The organism is Roseobacter fucihabitans (assembly GCF_014337925.2).
Taxonomy (GTDB): Bacteria; Pseudomonadota; Alphaproteobacteria; order Rhodobacterales; family Rhodobacteraceae; genus Roseobacter; species Roseobacter fucihabitans.
Map to the genome: position 1 here is coordinate 59,346 of NZ_CP143424.1, position 19,281 is coordinate 78,626.

Sequence of the window (19,281 nt, forward strand, 5' to 3'; positions counted from 1 at the left end):
TGAAATAAAATGCAATTTTTCGTTATTATGAAACCGGGTATATGTTGATCTTACAATAAACCAATATTCCGCTTATGGATCGCGAACTCGAAATTCCGTGAGGTTGACATGTCCCAATCATCGTCTGCTATCTTTCCCCATCTAAGTTCTAAGCCTAAGGTTCTTGTCATCGCGGAGGCGGCAAATCCTGAATGGGTCAGCGTTCCACTTGTAGGATGGTCATTAGCGAATGCGCTGCGAGAAGTAGCGGATGTTCATTTGGTTACCCAAATACGTAACAGGGATGCGATCCTACGCACAGGCCTCATCGAAGGCAAAGATTTCACAGCCATCAATTCCGAAGCCGTTACCCGGCCCATGTATCAACTTGGGCAAATTCTAAGCATGGGGAAAGGCAAGGGCTGGACCATGCGCACAGCGATTGCCGCAATCGCCTATCCTTATTTCGAGCGCTTAGTATGGCAAAAATTCGGAGCCGCGATCAAGGCAGGGGATTATGATATAGTGCATCGGATTACTCCCTTGAGCCCCACAATGAACAGCCCAATAGCGCGCCGGGTAACAGCAGCGGGTGTACCCTTCATGATGGGTCCGTTGAATGGTGGGGTCCCTTGGCCCAAGGGGTTCGATTCCGAACGACGTCGCGAACGCGAATGGTTGTCTTATGTTCGAGGTGCTTACAAGCTGATGCCTGGACGGAACAATACACTCAAAGCAGCTTCGGCTATTCTTACCGGATCTCACTATACCGCTAGCGAGATTCCAATCCAGTATAAAGAGAAATGCTTCTACTTGCCCGAAAATGCCATCGACCCGACGCGCTTCAATCTAATCGCGAAACAAGATTTGGAGGGTCCCTTGCACGCCTGCTTTATTGGCCGTTTGGTGCCTTATAAGGGCCCTGATATGTTACTGGAAGCTGCTGCCGGATTAATACAATCGGGAAAACTAACTTTGGACATTATCGGTGATGGCCCAATGATACAAACTCTACGTGACCAGATCGTCAAACTCAGTCTTCAGAAATCGGTGACCTTGCATGGGTGGCAGGGGCACGAAGAAGTACAATCCATTGCCGTACAGTCAAATTTACTGACGTTTCCATCGATACGCGAATTTGGTGGCGGTGTCGTGCTTGAGGCTATGGCTCTGGGCGTGGTACCAGTGATCGTGGATTATGCAGGTCCCGGAGAGTTAGTGGATGATGAAGTCGGCTATAAAATTCCTATTGGATCGCGTGCCCAAATCATTGCTGCATATCGATCCTGTCTAGAGGACATCGTTACAGATCCATCCGCGCTACCAAGACTATCTCAGAATGGACAAGAGCGTGTACGGAATCGATTTACATGGGCCGCCAAGGCGAGGCAGATTCGTCAAGTCTATAACTGGTTGATGAATGAGACCAAAAATAAACCAGATTTTTTTTAGGGTCTGTGGACATTCAGGATTCCCATTTGCACTGATTTCTGATTCAAACTTCCAAAATGAAGGTTTGAATGATCGAGCAACGGTTTGTGGTGTCGGATATTTTGTGGGCGCGGCTTGAGCTGTATTTCCTAGGGAAAGCCAGTGACAGTGTAAGCGGCGGCTGGAGGGTACCGTGATTTCAGGTTGACGGGTTGAAGTTCCAGGGGAGCAGGTCGTCGATGCGGTTTTTGGGATGGCCTGCGGCGATGGCTTCCAGCGTAGATTTCAGGTAGGCGAAGGGCTCCACGCCGTTGATCTTGCAAGTCTCGATCAAGGAAGCGATACGGCTCCAGGCTTTGCCGCCTTCGTCGTGGCCGGGCACAGCGCGTTTTTGCGATTGAGGGCAATCGGGCGAATTAGGTTTTCGACTTTGTTGCTGTCGATCTCGACGCGGCCGTCGGTCAGGAAGGTCTGCAACCCGTTCCAGTGGTTATGTATATATGCCAGTTTTTCGCCGAGGCGTGACCTGGCGGAGATGCGCAGGCGTTGCGCCTGAAGCCATTGCCCAAATGCGGCGACCCGCGGGGCGGATCGCGCCTGGCGGGCGGACAGGCGTTGGCCGGAAGATGTGCCGCGGATATCTTTTTCAACGGCGTGGATCTCGGCGATCTGCCGCAAGCCTTCGGCGGCGATCTCGGAGCCGTCGCGATCAAAGATTTCCTTCAGTTTGCGCCGCGCGTGCGCCCAGCAATAGGCCACGGTGATGAGCTCACCGCCTGTGCGCGACGGTTTGGTCAGCCGATTGTAACCAGTGTAACCGTCGATCTGGAGCGTTCCATCAAAGCCGGTCAGGAACTTCTCCGCGTTTTCGCCACGGCGATCCGGAGCATGGAAACAGACGACGCCGGGCGGATCGTCGCCACCCCAACTTCGATCATCGCGGGCCAGAGCCCAGAGATAGCCGGTTTTTGTGCGCCCGCGTCCGGGGTCCAGCACTGGTGCTGTCGTTTCATCTATTAGCGCCGTCAATCCCGACAGACGAAAGGACCGAGAGCTTATCCTCATCATTCCATCGCCGCCGTCGCTCAACACCTAGAACCTCGCCCCGCATGACACCCTCCGCATAAGACACGTCACTAACGACGTCGCTATGCACGTGTCTTAAATCATCACGCGGAAATCAGGCAGGCGGTGCCAATCGGGCGGTTACGCGGCAGCTCGCCAAGGTCAGCCTACTGATCATTGATGAGCTGGGCTTTGTGCCGCTCAGTGAAGGACTACCGGCTGACGCCGGTAGCATCATTTGGAGGAATGTAATTCCAGATACTGCGTGATGATGTCGTCGGTGACATTGCCGGAGGTGGTTGAGAAGTATCCCCGGGCCCAGAACCGCCTCCCCCAGTAGCGCTTCTTCAACTCCGGGAACTCCATCTGTATCCGTCGCGACGAGCGGCCTTTGATGCGCTGCATGACTTTGGACAGGGAGAGCTTTGGTGGGCTCGACAGGAACATATGGACATGGTCGCGACCCAGCACGCCTTTCACAATATGGACGCCCATTTCAGCACAGGTTTGCATGATAATCTCTCGGATACGCTCCCGCATCGGCCCTTGCAAAACCTTGTAGCGATATTTTGTGGCCCACACGACGTGAAACCTGTGGTAAAATCGCGTGTGAGCGGATTTCGAATAACGCATGATCTTCTCTCTTGAATTTTGAAACCACACCGCCTCAGCGGGTTTCAAAATTCAAGAGAGAAGATCAAAGACAGCTTCGCTGAAGCGGACCGGCTAGAAGCCGGTGGCTTAAATCCATTAGGTAGAAAGTCAATTCCGAGCCTTTGCGGTATTAGCCTTGCGGGTTGAACTGGCGAGCAGACCATAGTGGCGGATGCGGTGGAACCGGTCTGGCAGCACGTGGATGAGAAAGCGCCGGATGGACTCGGATGTGGAAAGGCGCATGACGCATCGGCGGTCACCGTTTTTGACGCGATAATCTTTCCATCGTAACGCGACGGTGTCGGCATTGGCGCTGACCAAGCGGCTGTTTGAGATGGCGACGCGATGGGTATATCGGCTGAGATAGGCGAGCACGGCTTCGGGTCCGCCGAAGGGTGGTTTGGCATAGACCACCCAGTCTATTGTGCGCAACGGGGCGAGATATGCGGCAAAGGCCTGCGGATCGGACAGCCCGAGCAGATCGCCGTAGAAGCTGAGTTCACCCGCACGGTGCAGAGCCAGCAACCCCTTGCGCATTCCGGGGTGATCCGGCCACCTGTTCCGATAGCATCCGGCCACCCGTACCGATTTAACCCGGCCACTCAAACCGGGGCATCCGGCCACCCCTGATTTGGGGATTTGGCGTCTGTTTTGAGGCAGTCTTTAACTGGCTACCTTGCCGTTCTTTTGAATGGGAGGTGGCACGATGCAGAGATTGTCGATGCGCAAGATACGGGAAGCCCTGCGGCTTCGAGCAGATGGATTGTCAGGGCGTCAGGTCGCGCAGAGCCTGTCGTTGGGCCGTGCGACGGTGTCGGAGTATTTCCGGCGCGCGGACGTGGCCGGGTTGGCCTGGCCATTGCCCGATGATCTGTCAGATATTGATCTGGAGCAGCGCCTGTTTCCGCATCAACCTGGCGGGTCTGCGCGGGCGATCCCTCAACCTGATTGGTCCTACGTGCATGCGGAATTGCGGCGCAAGGGGGTGACACTGGCGTTGCTGTGGGAAGAGTATCGCGGCGTCTATCCCGATGGCTACGGATACAGCCGATACTGCGAACTCTACACTCGGTGGGAAGGACGCTTGTCGCCGGTGATGCGTCAGCGGCACCCTGCGGGCGAGCGGCTGTTTGTTGATGACGCAGGACACACTGTCGATGTCATTTGCCCTGAGACGGGCGAAGTGCGCACTGCACAGATCTTTGTCGCAACCCTTGGGGCGTCGAACCTCACTTATGTTGAGGCGACATGGACCGTAAGCGTCCGGTCTGACCGCCCTATGAGGCAGTTTTCCATGGCAGCAGGTCATCGACGCGGTTGATTTTGTAGTCTGGGATGCGTGCCAAGGTGTCGGCCAGCCAAGCCTGCGGATCGATGCGGTTCAGTTTGGCCGTTTCGATCAAGGTGTAGGCGATGGCGGCAGCGCGGCCGCCGGTTTGTGATCCAACGAACAGGTAGTTTTTGCGCCCGATTGCAACAGACCGCATGGCCCGTTCGGCGGTGTTGTTGTCCAACTCCAGGATGCCGTGGTCGAGATATGGCCGGAGCCGCGCCATGCGCGTCAGAGCGTAGCGGATCGCACCCGCAAGCGGCGATTTGCCAGAGATACTTGGGAGTTGGGTGTGTAGCCAGACTTCCAGATCATCGAAGATCGGTTTTGCATGCGCCTGTCGGAGACCGGCGCGTCGATCTGGTGGTGACCCGCGTGCCTCTTTCTCGACCGCGTAGAGCTGCGCGATGCGCTGGATGGCCTCATTGGCGATGGCAGAGCCTTGGGCGCGATGAACATCTACGAACTTGCGTCTGACATGCGCCATACAGGCGACCTCGTGGATGTCGCCGGAACGATAGAGATCTTCGAACCCGGCATAGCCGTCCGCGTGCATCCAGCCCCGATATTTTGCGAGATGATCCTTGGGGTGCTGCCCTTTGCGATCCGGCGAGAACTGATACCAACTGGCGGGAGGGGCATCGCCGCCCCAGGGCCGTTCATCTCGACCGTAAGCCCACAAACGCGCTGTCGCTGTTTTGCCAGTGCCGGGGGCCAACATCTTTACCGGCGTGTCGTCTGCAAAGATAGCCTGTCCAGCCAACACATGCCGCCCGATGGCATCAGCCAGTGGTTCCAACAGAGCTGTGGATTTGCCAACCCAGTCGGCCAGCGTTGAACGGTCAATGTCGATCCCGTCGCGCTCGAAGATGCCGCTTTGGCGATACAGCGGCAGGTGGTCAGCGTATTTGTTGACCAGAACATGGGCCAGCAGGCCCGGGCCGGGACGGCCCCGTTCGATTGGGCGCGAAGGTAACGCTGCTTGTGTGAAGGCCTCACAGCCAGAACATGCAAAGCGTGGACGCACAATGCGGTTCACGATGAAGCGTCCAGGAACATACTCAAGCTCTTCGGTCACATCCTCGCCCAGACGGCGCAAGCCACCACCGCACTGAGCGCAATCATCATCACCGGTGGTCAGCTCAACTTCCATGCGCGGGATGTGATCGGGGATCGGGCGGCGTTTTGGTTTGTCTCTTGGCTCCTCATCGGGAAGGCGTAGCTTCACGGTCATCTTGGCAACCGCGATCTCGCTTGTTTCCAAGGCCAGTTGTAGTTGTTCAATGCTTTCTGATGACGACCCAAAGCGGCATTGGCGTTGACCGGCCAATTGATGCCGCAACTTCTCGATCAAAACAGCCTGCGACCTCACCTCGGCCAGCAAAATCGCCGTGAACTGCCTGAGTTCATCAGGGTCTTTCGGCAGTGATTTATCGACGTCCAGCATGGCCAGACTATAGCAAAACAACGATCCGGCGGGAATCCCACACGCGCATTTATCCTGCCTTGAGCGGTGTCCAGCTGCGTTGTGGTAAACGCCAATCGATCCCTTCGAGCAGCATCGCCAACTGGGCCGCGGTCAGAGCGATCTTGCCCTCTTTCGCCGACGGCCAAACAAACCGACCTTTCTCCAGGCGCTTGCTGAACAGACATGCACCTTGCCCGTCCCACCAGATAATCTTGATCAGATCACCTCGCCGTCCACGAAAGACAAACAGATGCCCGGTAAACGGATCTTGCTTCAATGTCTGTTCAGCCTGCGCAGCCAACGTCGTGAACCCACGACGCATGTCGGTCACACCGGCAGCCAGCCAGACGCGCGTGTTCGCCGGGACAGGGATCATGCAGAAAGACCTCGGATGAGCCGAGCCAATGCTTCGGGATCGTAGCTACCGACAATCCTCAGCTGATGACCGCCCGCGATGTCGATCTCAATCGCGCTATGGCCGGATGTGGCATTTGCCGCAAGCGCGGGAACCGGTTCTTCAGCACCTGGCCGGTCAACAATCTCCACAGGCAGAAAACATGGCGCTTCACCAACCTCGTCTTCGATGATCTCCGGATCAGGTGCAAACTTGGGATCACGTAGCCATTTGTGGATCAGGTTGGTGTTCATCGCGTACCGCCGCGCGACCTGCGCTACCGATACCCCCGGCGCACATGTTTGCGCACAGATCGACACCTTCTCCTCATCAGACCAAAACCGCTTCTTTTGACCCTTCTTACCCGCCATATCTGCCCTCAAGATGTCCACTATCGTTAGTGGACACTATCAACCCACTCTATGAGGCGTCAGAGCAGCGTGGCCGCACGCTTACCATGGACCCAAAGCCTGCCAGACTGGATCAGCAGCCACGTCCGTGCTTTTGCCTTTTTGGGTGGTGTGCCTGCGCAGGTCGTCCCGGACAATCTGAAGGCTGCGGTGATCAAGGCCTGTTTCCATGATCCCGCGATCAATCGCACCTATGGGGATATGGCGGCGCATTACGATACCGCTGTCGTGCCTGCGCGGCCTCGCAAACCGAAGGACAAAGCGAAGGTCGAGGGTGCGGTGCTGTTGGCCGAGCGCTGGATACTGGCCCGCCTGCGCAACCAGACGTTCTTCAGCTTGGATGAGCTAAACGCGGCGATCAGGCCCCTGCGCGATCAGTTGAACAATAAAGTCACCCGTCATCTTGGGGCCAGCCGTAGAGCCCTGTTCGAGACGCTCGATAAACCCGCGCTGAAGCCGTTGCCTGCTGAACCTTATATCTATGCGGAATGGAAGCTGCGACGGGCTGGGATTGACTACCACATTGATGTCGACCGGCACTATTACTCGGTGCCACACCCGCTGATCAAACAGAAGCTCTGGGTGCGCGTCACTGCCCGCACCGTCGAAGTCTTCCATAATGGTCAACGGGTTGCGGCCCATGCCAGAACGTCGGGCAACCGCCAGCATTCCACCGTCCGCGATCACATGCCGCCCAATCACCGGTTCCGGTCGGATTGGTCGCCGGACGTTGTCCGCACCCGTGCCGCCCGGATCGGGCCGCATGTTGCGACCTTCGTGACGCTGCTAATGGAGAAGCGCCGCCACCCTGAACAGGCCTATCGTGCCTGCCTTGGCGTGCTCAAACTCGCGCGGAGCTTTGGCAATGATCGTCTGGATCGCGCCTGCGAACGCGCCCTTGAGATCAACGCCTACAGTTACTCATCCCTGCATTCCATTCTGAAGAATGGTCTGGATCGTCAGCGCCGCCAGCCCGCCACGGACGGCCCCACGATCACACACAGCAATATCCGTGGCGCGGGATACTTCCATTGAAGAGGATAAAATATGCTCGACCATCCAACACTGGATCAACTCAGAACGCTCAGGCTCGACGGCATGGCAGAAGCCTTTGCCGAGATGCAGACACAAGACGGCACAGCCGACTTGACCCATGCCGCCCTTACGGCAGATTTGCTATGCAAATCGCCTATCGGGTAATAAATGGCTGGGCCTGCTGATCGACACAGAGGCCACGAGCCGCGAGACCAAACGCTTTGAAAGCCGCATGCGCACCGCGCGCTTGCGCCATGTCGGTGCCGCCCCCGAGGACGTGGATTACAAAACCCGTCGAGGTCTGGACAAAGCGCTCTTCCAAAACCTGCTCACGGGTAAATGGATCAAAGACAAAAGGAACCTGATGATCACAGGCCCCTGCGGTGTCGGTAAAACCTGGCTGGCCTGTGCGTTGGCGCAAGCGGCGTGCCGAGAAGGCGTCACTGTCCTCTACAAACGCGCGACGCGTCTGTTTGATGAACTCGAATTGGCCCATGGCGATGGCCGCTTTCCACGCGTCTTCAAAACGCTGACGAAGACCCAGTTGCTCATTCTCGATGACTGGGGGCCTGATCGCCTGAATGCCAGCCAACGGCGAGACCTGATGGAGATTGTCGAGGATCGTTACGGCAATGGCTCAACTCTGATCACCAGCCAACTGCCCATCAGCACATGGCATGATGTCATCGGCGAGCCCACATTCGCCGACGCCATCCTCGACCGTCTCGTACACAACGCCTACCGGATCGAACTTGAAGGCCAATCGTTCAGAAAGCAGGAGGTCAAATCGGGTGACGAAACGCCCGCCAACTGATAGCTAAAACCTCGAGCCTCAACACGGCGCGCCAAAGGTGGCCGGATGCCCCGGTTTAGGTGGCCGGATGTTGTCGGAATGACCGGCCGGATGCTCCGGAATGCGCAGACGGCCAACGCGCCTTGGAACGTTCTTGCTACTTGAGGGCATCACGCCCCAAGGCGCGGCACCAACTGGCCGACTTTTACTCCGCCCCAATGGCAGGGTTTTACGCCGCCGTTGACACACTGCACCCGGCATACGAGATCTCGACCCTCAGGAGTAAAGTGCAAGACCAGCTTTGCCAATCTACGTTGGAGCCCGAAAAGGTACAGCGATTGCTGGGTTATGGGAAAAAGTGCTTGCAAAACACTATGCGATTAGACGACCCAATCCACTATCGTTAGTGGACACTATCAACACACTCTATGGCCCGTCAGAGCAGCTAGGGCAGACGTGTCTTGCGACGGATGTTCTTAAAAAACCTTGTCGGCAGCATCTTTCGATGTCTGGAGTTTCTTCGTCATCTCTGTCTTCTGATCAATAAGATGAACCAGAATTCCTCCGTTACTCAAAGCGTCAAATCTATCCCAAAGGCGCTGATATAAGACAAATATAGGACCTTATTCGTACTCCACCGGAGCGTAGAGCTCTTCAAAAGCAGCTGCAACGGCACTGGCAATCTCGGGATTACCCACCCCCAGTCCGGCCATCGCCGTGCCCGGAGCGAAGACCTCTGGATCGGTCAAATAGGTTGTCAGGGATTGTGCATCCCACACCCCAGTTGTTCCGCGTAAGGACGTCGAATAGTTGGCAAAAGCAGTTGAAGCGATCCTGCGTCCGGCCACATTATGCAGCGATGGACCCGCTCCATGAACGTTTTCCTCGTAGGAATGGCATTCGTTGCATCCCGTCAGCACATCCCGCGCAGTTTCTGCCATATCTGCCGCCATGCCCTTTTCAGTCAGGCGTATAACCAGGTCCGTCAATGGATCGACCCGTGGTTCGGTTTCCAGAATGACCACCTCTTCTGTATCAAGCCAGAGTGCGAGCTTCTTGGGCCCTACCTGCATCACATCCCGGATGCGCTGTCCGATTGGGATCGTTTCAAGGAATACGATCTGATCATCCTTTATGCGGGCGCGGAACAGGGTTCTTTCGCGCAGGGACCCTATCAGCAGATCCCCGTCCCAAGTCTCGTGAAAACCCTCGACCAGTGCCAAGGAGGACACTGCCGCAGACGGCAGCCAAGCATAGACCGGCCCTCTGTATATTTCATGTCGACCCACGCGTCCTTCGGTCGGGGCGGGAATGCCACTGTAGAGCGTGCCGAGGTTTTCGAGCGGCCAGCCGTAATTTTCCTGATCAACAATCAGGTTCAGTTCATCCCCACCGCGCATTCCGTGTTCAGTGGTCCATAACCGCCCCTGAGAATCGAGGGCGACACCCTGAAGGTTTCGGTGTCCTTTAGAATAATGTCGCGACTGCCCCGTAGTTAGATTGATCTCGATGGTCTTGCCATAGTCGCTGTCATCGGACTGGATACCTGAATCGGGGCGGTAGAGCCCTTCGCGGTGATATTCCCCATTGCCTAGATAAACAATATTGGGTTCCTTGAATGCCAGACGCCCCCCAGCCATATAGCCAACGAGCAACTCGCGCGTGTCGTTGAACTCCAGACAGGGGCTTGAGTCGTAGATGATCTCCCAGTCGCCAGCGGACGCGGTCAGATCGTAAATTGATGTCACGCTGCGTGGGATATCGAGCTTACTGATCCGGGACCGGTAGCATTCGTTTTCGACATCAATAAAGGTGTAAGAACTCAGAAAGCCGCGAAACGCGGGGCTGTCGATGAATTCCAAGTCGTTGTAGCGCACAGCGTAATCCTTGGCGATCTGATCGGGATATTTATCGGCTGCCAGTCGGATATAGGCCTCCAAACCGTTTTCAGGGACCGCCAGATCTGTCTTGATAAGTCCCTTCTCCTCGTCCAGCACTAGAATGGTGCCGCGGCTGTGCTGCACGATGACATCGTCATTCCAGAGCGCCAAGGCACCACCGACCCGGAATTCCTGATCCGGCATCAGATATACTTTGCCCCGCAACGTCAGATATGTGGTCTCAATCCGCCCGACCATAACATGCGTTTCGGTCGGCAAACCCAAATCCCGGCGTCCCCTGGTGATGATGCGTTCTCCCAACCCAAAGATGGGTTCGATCTTTTCGCGATGTCCTAGATATCCAACGCCTAGGCTCCCTAGGCCAACACAGGCAACAACAAAAAGTAAAGTTACAATCAGAACTAGGCGGCGTTTCACAAGAAAGCTCCAGTCTTTGAAAAAAGTCAGGCGGTGTATCTCTATACAACTTGGGTAAAGCAAGTGAAAAGATTCGGGGCCTTCGGGATGTAGGGCTGAGTGGAATTATATCCCGCTATAATGATATTCATCGTTTTCTAATAATTCTTACACTGCCAATCTATTATGGGAGCCTTGTGATGAGTATGCGTTATCCTCTCTGGCCGCTTGGGCTTTAGGCGGGAACCGGGTGTAGTGGTTTCGGTTCGGTGCCGTTTTTGCAGAAAAGACGGTGCCCCCTATCTGGGCGGCTACGTCGTATTGAACGAACCCTGCAAGCGCGCCAAAAATTAGCCAGCTTACCGGCGTCAGGGTCGAATTTGGGATCATGTAGATCAGGTTACCCATCCCGATTAGCCCCAGCGCAAGCGTTTCAGGCGGTATCGCCTTACGCCGCCTGACGATCGGCAGAAACAGGATTGGCAGTGTAAGTAATCCGAAAAGGCCGATGTATCCGATCCATCCGCTGCGCCCGATTGTCTGGATCCAACGCCCTTCCGAAATGGATATGTCCTGACCCAGTTCATTGAAGATACGGTCACGCTTATAGCCACCCCACCCGGTGAGCGGTTTGAGAAACGCCCGTTCCAGTAACGCGTCTTCGTTGTCTAATCGGTATTGGAGGGATCCCGCGCGGGCCGCAGAGACCGTTGCAGCTACTGATGTGATCTGTTTGATCGGGATGAAATTAGCCTGCCGTAGCCCTGGGTAAAACAAGATTATCAGCGCGACCGCGACGACGACGCGCACCTGCATCCTGGTCCACAAGCCAAAGAAAACGGCCAGACTTAAAACGCCGATAGCGAAAGCCCCGAGATTACGGCTGATCATCAGGATAAAAAATAGCCAGAGCGCCGCCCAAAACCACTGAATCTTCTTTTCGGCCTTCCACAGGGCAGCTGCTGCAATAGTTGCGGTAAAAATGAAAAAGCCGACCCACAGCCCGTGCTGCAGAAAAACCATGGGGCGGAATCCGTCCCGGATGTGCTGCGCAAAGGAGTGCTGGTAATAGCCGTAGACCCAGGCATGCAACTGTGGGCTGAGGCGAATTTCGATCAGCATCAAAAGCGTATATATAAGCCCCATGATCGTGATGACACGGAGCAAGGCGCGATGTGTTTCTGGCGTGGCGAGGTAGCGTCGAGCAAACAGAAAGGGCGTGATGTAGAGAGCGAACGCCGCTATAGCACTGATCACGTCCCAAGGGCGCAGGGCGGGCAGCAAAGTGGGTCCGAACCGCAGGGCTTCTTGGTTGTTTAACACTGATCCGACAATACTCAGCAGACTCAAGCTTAGGCAGAGCGTAAGCCCGAAGCGGAAACTGCGACTGGATAGCGTAGTCGGCGCCTGCGTCAGGGCGTCGGTGAATTTGTTCCAGTACAATGCGAGCGCGAGCATCAGACCAATGGTGATCGCACTGGTTTTGTTAATATCGGGAAGCCCCGGAAGATTGATAGCATATGCTTCGGGCAAGAACAGATAGGGTAACAGCACACCCCAGAGGAGCGCTGGCACGGCAGGCAGCGCCGCGAACAGCATCGGTGCGACGATCAACCAGAGCAAGAGTGCAGCTGTTGCCAATTTGTCTAATCCTATTCAATGTCTTCCGGCCTCGCAGCCAACAGATCCCAGGCTCTTATCATGTATTAATCAATGACCTGTTACAAACAGGCATCCTTACAGAGTCCATCCTCTGACAACACGCTCTGTCAATATTTATGAGAGCGAAGGCCTACCCATCGCTACTCTATATGCCACTGGAAATGAAGCACGCACCAAAGCGCCGGGACGGCCCGCCCAAAAATGAGATGTCAGTCACATCAGCGGCTGAACCCCGAAAAACTAGAGAATTTTACTTTGTCTGACCTGAGCCACCTATGGGATTGGCGGCGTCAGGCGCGTAGGGGGCAGCTGATTCTTTCTAATTTGGACGGTGTGTTTCCTTCGCCCTATTTGAAGAACCCGTTATGGCGTTTACTGGAACCAGACTCGATCACCATTGCCATATTCTCGAGATCGAAAACAACAGCTATCGCTTCCAAGCCAACTCTGAGGTTGCAAACAATACAGAAGGCGACACCAGCATTGAGCACATCATGGCGAACAAGCCTCAATGGCTCAACAGATGAACTCTCATTTAAATTCAACATACTATTAAAATATCTTGATCACGGTGCTCTAAAAATCCGTGTTTGTGCCATAATTTTTACTGCCTTTTCTATTTAGAATATCATATTGACCAATTGTTTAGCGTGTTGGACTTTGAAACGACCCAAAAAGGATGATCTAAAAAAGATGAAATTACAATATTTAGTCCATGAAGCCGCTACCACTCTAAGGGCCCTTTTTTCGGCAGCAAGTAGGCGTGCCAGGCAAAAACAGTTCATCCACAAAATGGATATCATGGGCGGCGAACGCATCATTGATCTGGGCGGCACACCTCATTTCTGGAGAAACTTTCCCCATAAAGTACATGTCACGGTCGTAAACTTACCCGGTTCCTTTGACCCTTCACAGGCGGATGGGTTAGATAATGTGGTATGTTTGGCTGGTAATGCCTGTAACATGTCCAATTTCGAGGACAAATCCTTTGATATCTGCTTTAGTAACAGCGTTATCGAACATGTCGGCGGCCCGCCCAACGAACGTGCTTTTGCCGGTGAGGCGAGGCGCTTATCTGAGCGCTATTGGGTGCAAACGCCCTCGATCTGGTTCCCGGTTGAAGCTCACACATACGTCCCATTTTGGTGGTTTCTTCCAGCGCCGGTCAAGCGTTTTTTGCGCAACCGCTGGTCTCGGATTCTACCAGAATGGAACGAGATGATCGAAGGCACTACAGTTATTCTGTATAAGGATTTCGCTCGGATGTTCCCAGACGCAGAAATCTGGACCGAACGCTTCTTGCTGCTGCCCAAATCTTATGTGGCATTTCGCAAACAATAGATGGGTTCACAAACGAAGTACCAATTCTGTATCAAAACAGGGTATTGTATGAGTTTATCAATGGGGAGCACCTACTAACATCTTAGCCGTTTTTGTTCTCTAATCTGTCAATACGCTTTCTCACTTTGGGGGCTATTTAACGTCTGAGGTTGCCTTGGCTCTCTTAGAACTCACTGCCTCATGATAGGGTTGGCTGGGTGTGGATTGGCAAGGTTGAAACCGCGATCAGATCGATAATCTGCTCTGTCGCTACAAAATCGGTGCCGTGATCCGCGCCATCACTCGAGCGTCTTCCCGTGTGGGAACTGTGAATTAGGAATCCTCGTTGTTGTTGTTTTTCTAGGTTCAGGTCCTATTAATTGCCTTGATGCTGAGTTGTTGTCATGATTCACGAACCCCAATGATTTGGGAGACAGATGAGCAATCTTTATTGGCTGACAGAAGCGCAGATGGTACGACTTCGCCCATTCCTTCCAAGGAGCCGAGGTCGACAGCGCGTTGATGAACGGCGCCTCCTGAGCGGGATTATCTTCATCAATCGCAATGGTTACGTTGGTGTGATGCACCCGCAGACTATGGCCCACCCAAGACCTTGTACAACCGCTGGAAGCGATGGAGCGATATGGGTAAGCGATGGGGGTGGACGCCCCCGGCGGCATCGAAGGTGCCGAGGTAGTGGGTGTTGAAACCCTCTACGAGGAGAGCGTCCATGAACGAGGTTAGCATTATCGGCCTGGATCTGGCCAAGAACATACTTCAGGCGCATGGTGCCGGAGCCGATGGATTGGTTGTGTTCTGGCGCAAGTTGTCACGTGCTGAGCTGTTAAAATTTCTGAGCGAGCTGCCGCCACGCTTGGTGGCAATGAAGGCCTGTGCGAGTGCCCATCACTGGGGGCGGGCGATCGGCGATCTCGGTCACACAGCCAGGTTGATCCCGTCTGCCCACGTCAAACCTTTTGTGAAGCGTCAAAAGAATGACATGGCCGATGCAGAGGCGATTGCCGAGGCCGCGTCCCGTCCGACCATGTATTACCCGGCAAGCGATGCATGCATCGCCGAGAGGGCGGTTTGTTGCAGTGAAGAGCGAGGAACAGCAGGCAGGGGCAATGGCTTATCGCACTCGCGATCTTTTGGTTCGGCAGCGCACCCAGACGATCGACGCCCCACGAGCGCGTTTGGCCGAACAGGGAATTGTTGCGCCCGTCGGTCCTGCCCATGTCAGCCGCCTTGCCGCGGTTGTCGATGGCGACGATGGCGCGTTGCCTGCGGCGGTGCAGGATCTGGCGCGACTGCTCTTGGACCAGATCGCAGGTTTGAGCAAGAAGGTCGCGGAATTGGATGCTGATTTACCTAGGCGTGCAAGCACAGACGATACTGCACGAAGGCTGACCACCCTTCCAGGCATCGGTCCGATGGTAATCCCCCCTAAAATTAGTGGTGTTCAAAAGTAGAATTTTCTCGGCAAGATATCTGAGGAGATTTACGATGAAGAACGGACGATATAGCGACGCGCAGATTATGGCGGTGTTGAAGCAGGCAGAGGGCGGTGTGCCGGTTTCTGAGCTGTGCCGCGCGCATGGCATGAGCAGCGCCAGTTTCTATAAATGGCGGGCCAGGTTTGGCGGTATGCATTGCACGGCAGGGTATCGCGTAGCGATGTCCCGAGAGTGGATGCGTCGATGATATCCGAGATGAAGGATATGGCCGAAGAGAACCGCCGTCTGAAGCGCATGTACGCAGAGATGAGCATGCAGAACGACTTGCTGAAGGAGGCGCTTGGAAAAAAGCGCTGAGGCCGTCCACTGCCCGGCAGGGTATTGCGCAGCAATGTCCCGAGAGGGTCGAAGGCGAGAGATGGCCATGAAGGCAGTCGCGCATCACGGCGTCAGTATCGCGCTCGCGTGCCGTGCGTTCGAGATCAGCGAGACCTGCTACAGATACAGTCCCGAACTGAGTGACGAGAACGAAGAGATCGCGGATTGGTTTGAACGCTTGACCATTGCCTGACAGGGCATTGCGAATGCCCGAGAGGGGGCCAACAAACGGAACTGGGGCTTCGGGTTGTGCTTTTTTGTATCTGCGCAACGTTCAGGGCTATGGGTGGAACCATAAGCGCGTCTATCCCATTGGCTGACAGGCGATTGCACAGCAATCTGCCGAGAGGCGGATCTACTGCGAGTTGGAGCTGAACCTGCGGATCAAACCTGAGAAACGCTTGAAGCGAGACAAACCAGAACCACTGGCGGTGCCTGAGCGGCCAAATGAGACATGGTCCATGGATTTTATGGCGGATCAGCTTGCGGATGGTCGGTCGATCAGGACGTTGAACGTTTTGGATGACTTTAATCGCGAAGGCCTGGCCATTGAGGTGGACTTCTCGCTGCCTGCAGAACGGGTCGTGCGCAGCTTGAACCAGATCATCGAATGGCGTGGTCAGCCGCAAGTAATTCGTGTCGATAATGGCCCCGAATATGTCAGCGGCAAGCTGATGCAATGGGCTGAGAAACGCAATGTTCGGCTGGAATACATCCAGCCCGGCAAGCCGCAGCAGAACGCTTATATCGAACGCTACAACCGCACCGTACGCGGCGAATGGCTGAGCCAATATATCTTTGAAACCATCGAGGAGGCACAAGAGCAAGCGACTGAATGGCTCTGGACTTACAACAACGAGCGACCCAACATGGGCATAGGTGGCATCACACCCGCCACGAAACTGAAAACAGCCGCCTGAATTCTACGGCTGAACCCCATTAAAAATGGGGGGGATTACCATCATAAGACGATTCTTCGTGCTAAAGCGATCCCGTCTGGAAGACGGGGGGGTTCAAACCAATGAGTGGATACTAAATTCTACGCCTAACAGGACGCTGAGGCAAAACGGCTCCAAACAATTCCAGGCATCGGCCCGCAAAGCGCGTTGGCGATCCAAGCCTTTTCTCCACTGGCAACGATTTTCCGAACTGGTCACAGTTTCGCAGCCTGGCTGGGTCTCGTGCCCCGTCAACATTCGACAGGAGGTAAGCAGAAGCTTGAGCGCATCACCAAGATGGGCCAACGAGATATACGACTACGACTGATCATTGGGGCGAGCTCCGTGATTGCCGCAACACAGAAGAAAGGGCGTTGCGATAATCAATGGCTTGCGAATGTGATATCTAGGAAACCGCGTCTTGTTGTCGCCGTAGCCCTTGCCAATCGAATGGCGCGCCAGCTTTGGGCCATGATGACGAAGGAAATGAATTACGAAATTCGGGGTGCCGCTGCATAAGCGGCTCTACGGATACAGGCAGGACTGAAAGGATGAAAGAACGGTACGGAGCACGGATCAAAGAGATCGACCGGGCCACCCAGAATTCTGTTACAGTTGAATTGAAACCGTCGTTAGGATTGGGACCCAGACGCGCATCTCCATAAGGGCCGGCCGCGTGTCGCGACACATCAGAGGCCGGACACCAGCTTGCACCTGATCTTGCAGTCTAAAACGTTCGGGATTAATCAGTTAACGGGGGTGTCCACACCATCACTATGGCACCGCGACGGCCTGCAATACTTCAAGTCTGCCCGTGTTGAGGACAACCTTGATGTCATAATCTTCGGCATCATCCTCAATTGTGTACTCCGGTGTTTCTCGGTTCCGGACGAACCACGCAGCCCCCGCTTCGGTCATGTCAGACAGTTTTGGATTAGCTTCCTGCATCAGCAACCTGCGCACTTGAATGTCCTCATCATCAAGAAAGACATGAACATTCCCGCCGGTTGGGTCGAACTGTGGCAGGCCACCATAAAGCGAATATTTAACCGAGTTAGGATGTGGTACAACGACCAATTCACCATCTGCTATATTACGACGGATATGATGGATGGCACGCGCTTCGGCTTCTGTCAGAATCGGGGCTGTGGCCACATATCCCTTACGCACCCTTTTTGCATATGGGTTGCCTTCAAGTGAAGCAAAGAAGGCCAGGCTGAAGCTTAGCCCCGGGGCGATCAGAATGAGTAAAAGCCCCCATGTTTTCAATCGCAGACGCGCGAAAAGCAGTTGCAACGCGACTACGGCGGCCAGTGCGAAGGCGATCTGTGCCACAGTTCCAAATTTCACGATATCCCATGATTGTTCATATTTCAGGACATTGAGGATCAGGAAGCCGCCCCCAGCAAGTCCCGCCAGTATCAACCCACGCCGTTTGAGCAGAAAAAGCCCCCAGATCCCAAGCGGGAGCAACAGGCCAAAGGTCGCCACATTCCAAAGGATATTCTTCCAAAACCCACCGGCAATACCCTGATCGGCGACCACAATGCTGTTTTGGCTGGTCTGTTTGAACAGCTCGCCGAAGCCGGAGATATAGGTAATGGAAAGAAAGGTCAGTGCGACCAGCAGAACGCCGGCAGACAGACGTTCGCCCGCCCCGTCCCGCCGCCAAAAAAGTTCGATAACAAAGAAACCGAGGATGACACTGGAGAAAGTCAGCGCCACGGTTACATTGCTGATCGCCAGAGTGACAAAGAACAGGGCGAGGATGGGGAAGGCAGGGCGCAGGGCGACTTCGCGCTCCCCAAGCGGTAGAGCGATATGCAGCACCCCTAGACCAAGAGGCAGACCGATGGTCCAGGGGTGTTGAAAGAAATAGGATACTAAAGGCGGGTTTATATAGCTGTCATTGACGTGGAAAATCAGCGTGGCCTTGTGGGATAACAGCGACGCCGACTCTGCGATCCAGGGAATACCTCCTGCGAAGGCCCCCACCGCGACCACCCACCAGGGCGCGGTCTCCCGTTTGAGCAAATGCGCGCTGAGTACGGCGAACAGCGTCAGACTGTAGGGCCACAGCGCAAGTGTCAGCAGATCCAGCGCGCGGTCGGCCGCCGTATGCGTTGCCGTCGCGACAAGGGCGGCCATGAGATTGACACCGTAGTGATAGGGTAGCTCAAAGGAGGAGGCCAAAGGGTTGCGCGGCGGGTAAAACCCATTGAGCATGTTGTTGATGATGGTCAGATGCCCGAAAACATCAACCGCCTTGTCGTGAAAATCGAAACGGAAAATTGCAGGTAGGAGCAGAAATGTAGCGCCGATGATCATCCAGAGCACTCCGCGCCCCAGAACGATACGCCCCGTCAGACGAGCCAATGTCGTACCAAAGCGCAGGGCCGCACCGACGAGGATCAAACCAGCCGAGGCCCAGATCACCCCGCCATAGAAATCTCCGACCACCAGCCCCACCAGATGATAAACAACAATGAGCAGAGCCGTGAAAATGGCCGGGAGCAGAACACCAAAGGGCAGTGCACTCAGCCGCAGGAGGCTGCGGCAGATCCACCATGTGAACGGTAGGGAGATCAGCAAGGCAAGCTGGGCTGTGCGCGCAATCGGATAGTCCATTGCGATGGCGACAATTTCAGGCGTGTTCAACGGTATCGACCT

At 55.0% G+C, this 19,281-nt stretch carries 14 protein-coding genes and 6 pseudogenes; 10 read left to right on the top strand and 10 right to left on the bottom strand.

Features of this window, described 5'->3' with window-relative positions; genetic code table 11:
- Positions 1–108: 108 nt before the first annotated feature.
- A complete protein-coding gene (locus tag ROLI_RS22340; protein ID WP_187431986.1) occupies positions 109–1,431 on the top strand; it encodes a glycosyltransferase family 4 protein in 1,323 nt (440 codons plus the stop codon).
- Between the two features lie 178 nt (positions 1,432–1,609).
- On the opposite strand, the gene ROLI_RS22345 is transcribed toward ROLI_RS22340, so the two are convergent.
- From ROLI_RS22345 to ROLI_RS22360, 4 genes and pseudogenes are all read right to left on the bottom strand, one after another.
- Entirely contained in the window at positions 1,610–1,744 is a 135-nt protein-coding gene (locus ROLI_RS22345) for a transposase domain-containing protein (protein ID WP_262386679.1), read from the bottom strand.
- On the bottom strand, positions 1,741–2,499 hold the full coding sequence (gene tnpC / locus ROLI_RS22350; RefSeq protein ID WP_262386680.1) for an IS66 family transposase: 759 nt from the start codon (positions 2,497–2,499) through the stop codon (positions 1,741–1,743). Before tnpC (ROLI_RS22350) ends, ROLI_RS22345 begins: the two co-directional genes overlap by 4 nt.
- Before the next feature lie 210 nt (positions 2,500–2,709).
- Positions 2,710–3,111, bottom strand: a complete 402-nt coding sequence (tnpA, locus tag ROLI_RS22355) for an IS200/IS605 family transposase (RefSeq protein WP_405049029.1) — start codon at positions 3,109–3,111, stop codon at positions 2,710–2,712.
- Between the two features lie 129 nt (positions 3,112–3,240).
- Positions 3,241–3,654 (bottom strand): annotated as a pseudogene (locus ROLI_RS22360) (transposase); the annotation flags it as partial.
- Between the two features lie 181 nt (positions 3,655–3,835).
- Between ROLI_RS22360 and ROLI_RS22365 the strand changes: the two are divergent.
- Positions 3,836–4,384 (top strand): annotated as a pseudogene (locus ROLI_RS22365) (IS21 family transposase); the annotation flags it as partial.
- Between the two features lie 22 nt (positions 4,385–4,406).
- Here the strand turns inward: ROLI_RS22365 and tnpC (ROLI_RS22370) are convergent.
- Genes tnpC (ROLI_RS22370) through tnpA (ROLI_RS22380) form a run of 3 tightly spaced genes read right to left on the bottom strand, consistent with a single transcriptional unit; the run spans position 4,407 to position 6,692 of the window.
- Positions 4,407–5,906, bottom strand: coding sequence for an IS66 family transposase (gene tnpC, locus ROLI_RS22370; RefSeq protein WP_187431419.1), 1,500 nt, complete (start codon positions 5,904–5,906; stop codon positions 4,407–4,409).
- A 49-nt stretch (positions 5,907–5,955) separates the two neighbouring features.
- Positions 5,956–6,303, bottom strand: coding sequence for an IS66 family insertion sequence element accessory protein TnpB (tnpB, locus tag ROLI_RS22375; RefSeq protein WP_085828814.1), 348 nt, complete (start codon positions 6,301–6,303; stop codon positions 5,956–5,958).
- Positions 6,300–6,692: an IS66-like element accessory protein TnpA gene (tnpA, locus tag ROLI_RS22380; RefSeq protein ID WP_187431418.1), complete on the bottom strand. Its 393-nt coding sequence runs from the start codon at positions 6,690–6,692 to the stop codon at positions 6,300–6,302. The genes tnpB and tnpA (ROLI_RS22380) overlap by 4 nt, the downstream gene beginning before the upstream one ends.
- A 69-nt stretch (positions 6,693–6,761) precedes the next feature.
- On the opposite strand from tnpA (ROLI_RS22380), the gene istA reads away from it, so the two are divergent.
- Positions 6,762–7,766, top strand: a complete 1,005-nt coding sequence (gene istA / locus ROLI_RS22385; protein WP_187431742.1) for an IS21 family transposase — start codon at positions 6,762–6,764, stop codon at positions 7,764–7,766.
- 12 nt (positions 7,767–7,778) lie between these two features.
- A pseudogene (istB, locus tag ROLI_RS22390) lies at positions 7,779–8,580 on the top strand (IS21-like element helper ATPase IstB).
- A gap of 602 nt (positions 8,581–9,182) precedes the next feature.
- On the opposite strand, the gene ROLI_RS22395 reads toward istB, so the two are convergent.
- Entirely contained in the window at positions 9,183–10,643 is a 1,461-nt protein-coding gene (locus tag ROLI_RS22395) for a PQQ-dependent sugar dehydrogenase (protein ID WP_187431741.1), read from the bottom strand.
- A gap of 381 nt (positions 10,644–11,024) precedes the next feature.
- Complete coding sequence (locus ROLI_RS22400; protein ID WP_187431740.1) at positions 11,025–12,497, bottom strand: hypothetical protein; 1,473 nt, start codon at positions 12,495–12,497, stop codon at positions 11,025–11,027.
- Positions 12,498–12,883: 386 nt separating this feature from the next.
- Here ROLI_RS22400 and ROLI_RS22405 point away from each other — a divergent pair, with 386 nt between their 5' ends.
- The 6 genes and pseudogenes from ROLI_RS22405 to ROLI_RS23905 all read left to right on the top strand — a co-directional run.
- Positions 12,884–13,045 carry a hypothetical protein gene (locus ROLI_RS22405; RefSeq protein ID WP_187431739.1) on the top strand — a complete coding sequence of 54 codons (162 nt, stop codon included), beginning with the start codon at positions 12,884–12,886 and terminating at the stop codon, positions 13,043–13,045.
- Between the two features lie 166 nt (positions 13,046–13,211).
- Positions 13,212–13,859 carry a class I SAM-dependent methyltransferase gene (locus tag ROLI_RS22410; RefSeq protein ID WP_187431738.1) on the top strand — a complete coding sequence of 216 codons (648 nt, stop codon included), beginning with the start codon at positions 13,212–13,214 and terminating at the stop codon, positions 13,857–13,859.
- A gap of 416 nt (positions 13,860–14,275) precedes the next feature.
- A pseudogene (locus ROLI_RS22415) lies at positions 14,276–14,487 on the top strand (transposase); the annotation flags it as partial.
- Positions 14,488–14,965: 478 nt separating this feature from the next.
- A complete protein-coding gene (locus ROLI_RS22420; RefSeq protein ID WP_187431737.1) occupies positions 14,966–15,310 on the top strand; it encodes a transposase in 345 nt (114 codons plus the stop codon).
- Between the two features lie 34 nt (positions 15,311–15,344).
- Positions 15,345–16,593 (top strand): annotated as a pseudogene (locus ROLI_RS22425) (IS3 family transposase).
- Between the two features lie 156 nt (positions 16,594–16,749).
- Positions 16,750–17,130: pseudogene (locus tag ROLI_RS23905) on the top strand (transposase); the annotation flags it as partial.
- 255 nt (positions 17,131–17,385) lie between these two features.
- Here ROLI_RS23905 and ROLI_RS22430 read toward each other — a convergent pair.
- The gene (locus tag ROLI_RS22430) at positions 17,386–19,269 is read right to left on the bottom strand and encodes a hypothetical protein (RefSeq protein ID WP_187431736.1); all 1,884 of its coding nucleotides are present in this window, start codon (positions 19,267–19,269) and stop codon (positions 17,386–17,388) included.
- Positions 19,270–19,281: the final 12 nt, after the last annotated feature.